Origin of the sequence: Streptomyces sp. NPDC056527, from assembly GCF_042794475.1 — a bacterium.
Taxonomy (GTDB): Bacteria; Actinomycetota; Actinomycetes; order Streptomycetales; family Streptomycetaceae; genus Streptomyces.
The window spans coordinates 1-3,232 of the sequence record NZ_JBHTTQ010000219.1; the positions used below are offsets into that span (position 1 = coordinate 1).

Annotated in this window: 2 protein-coding genes; both read right to left on the minus strand. The window is 72.2% G+C overall.

Annotated features, from left to right (window positions below; translation table 11 throughout):
- Positions 1–196: 196 nt before the first annotated feature.
- Positions 197–2,110, minus strand: coding sequence for a M64 family metallopeptidase (locus ACFQ7Q_RS37930; RefSeq protein ID WP_383563767.1), 1,914 nt, complete (start codon positions 2,108–2,110; stop codon positions 197–199).
- Between the two features lie 67 nt (positions 2,111–2,177).
- On the minus strand, positions 2,178–3,232 hold a 1,055-nt coding region (locus ACFQ7Q_RS37935), incomplete at its 5' end, for a 6-phospho-beta-glucosidase (protein WP_383563770.1).

Sequence of the window (3,232 nt, forward strand, 5' to 3'; positions counted from 1 at the left end):
CCCGCGGACCGTCCGGTCCGCGGGCCTCGTCGCGTTCGGCTCGTTGTCGGGTCAGTCCCGCGGCCCCCTTCGCGGATCGCCCGTTCAGTCCCGCGGGCCTGGCGTGGCGGTCGCTGCCGAGTCAGTCCCGCGGGCCTGGCGTGGCGGGTGTCGGCCGGTCAGCCCCGCGGGGCCTCGTGCGTCGGTCGCCGGTTCGTCATGCGCGGGGCTCGACCAGCGTCACCCGGAACGACTTCGCCGTGCTCACATTGCCCGCCGCGTCGATCGAGCGGTACTCGATCGTGTGCGTCCCGTAGTCCGGCGTCGCGTCGTCCCACGGGACCGCCCGGCTTTTGCCCAGCTTGCCGTAGACGAGATCGTCGATGACCGTGCCGCTCGGCGAGAAGCGGAAGGGCGCGTCGGCGTCGGTGGGCCAGCCGTAGTACGTGTACCAGCCGTCGCCGTCCACCCGGAACTGGCTGACCACGGCGCCCGGTTGATCGTCCCTGGCCGTCAGCTTCATCGTGAACTCGCCGTCGTAGACGTACTCGACCGGGCGTCCCGGCCGGCTCACCGTGCGGAGCGGCTCGGACAGCTCGTACGAGCCCGTCGCCGGACGGGCGTCCACCGTCCACCTCAACTCGGCGTCCGTGCCCGGGATCCCGGCCGTCAGGGTGTGCGTGCCGGGGCTGAGGCGCAGCGAACGCAGGTCCAGATCACGGTCGTTGCCCGGGTTGTCGACCGTCCTGCCGTCCAGTCGCCAGCGGACGGCGAAGGAGCCGCGCGTCGGATGGGTCGTGTCGGCGTGGACGACCGAGCGCGCGCCGACGGGCGACTGCGTCGGTGTGTGACCGGTGAAGGCCGCCTCGACCTCGGCCTCGGGCGTGGTCAGCGCGCGGTTCACCGTCCAGCTCACCGTACGGGTCAGGGCGGCCGAATCGCGGACCGCGGGGTCGCGGACGAACGGGGTCGGGTCGCTGACCGTCGCCGTCAGGGTGTGATTCCCGGGGGAGAGCCGCAGGCGGCGCAGGTCGACCGCCCGGGTGTTGCCGCTCCCGACCGTCCGGCCGTCCAGCCGCCACACGACGGCGAGTTCACCGCCCAGCGGGTGCAGGGTGTCCACCCAGACCGTCCGATCGGCCCCGATCGGCGCCGCGTCGGGCGTGTGCTGCTGTACGGGATCCACCTTGGCCGAGATCGCCTGGACCATCACCTCGCGCTCGACCTGGTCGAAGGCGTAGCCGAGCGTCTTCATGATCGAGTGCTTGCTCGGCCGCCAGACGCCCTTGGTGCTGTACAGCCCGCCCTCGAACCGGCCGATGACACCGCCCGCCTCGCTCCGTTCGCCCAGCCAGCGCCACCACTTGGCGCGCTGCTCGCGCATCTGCTCCTCGGTCAGCAGGGTGTGGTGCGTCGAGGACGGCTCGGGGCCGGCGTACGTGCCGCCGGCGACCCCGCGCGCGTAGTAGTCGTACTCGTCCTGGAGCTTGCCCAGCGAGTGGCCGATCTCGTGCGGGGTGATCAGCGAGGAGAGCGCGTTGCCGCCGGACGCGGTCGCGTAGCTGCCGCCCGCGCCGCCGTAGGTGTCGCTGTGCGCCAGGGCCACGATCTGCCGGTTGGCGCCGCTCGTGCCCGGGACCAGGTCGGCGAGCGCGGCCGCCTTCCCGCTGTCGACCGTCAGCAGCCGCTGCACGCTGCTCGGATTGCAGCCGCCCCAGAAGCCCATGTTCAGCGGGGTGTCACGCCGGGGCGCGTCGAGTCCAGGGTCGCAGTCCACGCCGGACTCCGCAGAAGGGACCTCCACCGCCCAGACGTTGATGTACGAGCGGTACGAGGCGAAGGGTTCGACGCTCCACAGTACGTTCAGATGCTTCTCGACGTCGGCCCGGAACGCCGGCAGCTCCTCCGCTGTGTAGCCGTCGCCCATCACGACCAGGTTGAAGCGCTTGTCGGCGGGGCCCGTGGTCTGCACGGGAACGACGGTCGCCGCGTCGACGACGTCGTCGACCCCGGCGGACGGGTCGGCGGCCGCCGGTCCGGCCCCCACCAGGCCGGCGGCCAGCAGACAGCCGGCGGTGAGACGGGCCAGCGCCCTTCTCGGACGTGTACGACGTATCCCAGGTGAGTCCATGGGGCGGGAGCGTATGCCGCGCCCCATGGGGCGTAAAGATGTTCGTCGGACAGTCGTGCCGATCGATTCAGCGTCGCAGATAGGCCAGTTCCGCATGGCCGGCGGTGTAGCCGTCGACCAGCCGGCGGGCCACGGACACCGAGTCGACCAGCGGATGCAGCGCGAACGCCTTCACCGCCGTGGCCCGCGAGCCGCTCTCCGCCGCCGCCAGCACCTCGCGCTCGACGGCCTTGACCGCCGTCACCAGACCCACCGCGTGGTACGGCAGCGGCGCCACCGACACCGGATGGGCACCGGCCGCGTCCACGAAGCACGGCACCTCGATCACCGCGTCCGCGTCCAGCACCGAAAGGGTGGAGCCGTTACGGACGTTGAGGATCAGCGTGGCCCGCTCGTTGCGCGCGATCGCCCGCATCAGCGCCAGGGCCACCTTCTCGTACCCGCCCGACTCCAGATCCTCCTCGTCGCGCTCGCCGATCCCGGCGGCCTCCCGGTTGGCGGCCATGTACGTCGCCTCCCGGTCGGCGAGGGTCCGGTGCCAGGTGGTCAGCGGAGGAGTGTCCGGCTTGCCCATCTCCTCGTAGAAGCCGGCCTGTTGGTCGCGGAGGTAGGCGCCGCGGGTCCGCTCCGCCTGCCGGTAGGCGCGGACGGCCTCGCGGTTGAAGTAGTAGTAGTGCAGATACTCGTTGGGGATCGCGCCCAGCGAGCGCAGCCACTCGGGGCCGAAGAGCCGGCCCTCCTCGAACGAACCGAGCGCCTGCTCGTCCGCCAGCAGCCGGGGAAGCTCGTCACGGCCCGCGACCCGCAGGCCGCGCAGCCAGCCGAGGTGGTTGAGGCCGACGTAGTCGATCCATGCCTCGTCCGGATGCGCGCCCAGGACCCGGGCGACCCGGCGGCCGAGGCCGACGGGGGAGTCGCAGATGCCGACGACCCGGTCGCCGAGCACCCGGGACATGGCCTCGGTCACCAGACCGGCCGGGTTGGTGAAGTTGATGACCCAGGCGTCCGGGGCGAGTTCGGCGATCCGCCGGGCGATGTGCACGGCGACCGGCACCGTCCGCAGCCCGTACGCGATTCCGCCCGCGCCCACCGTCTCCTGGCCGAGGACTCCCTCGGCGAGCG

What these genes read in the sequence shown, in the direction of transcription:
- ACFQ7Q_RS37930 (WP_383563767.1), bottom strand. Translation starts at nt 2,110, where the DNA reads ATGGACTCACCTGGGATACGTCGTACACGTCCGAGAAGGGCGCTGGCC.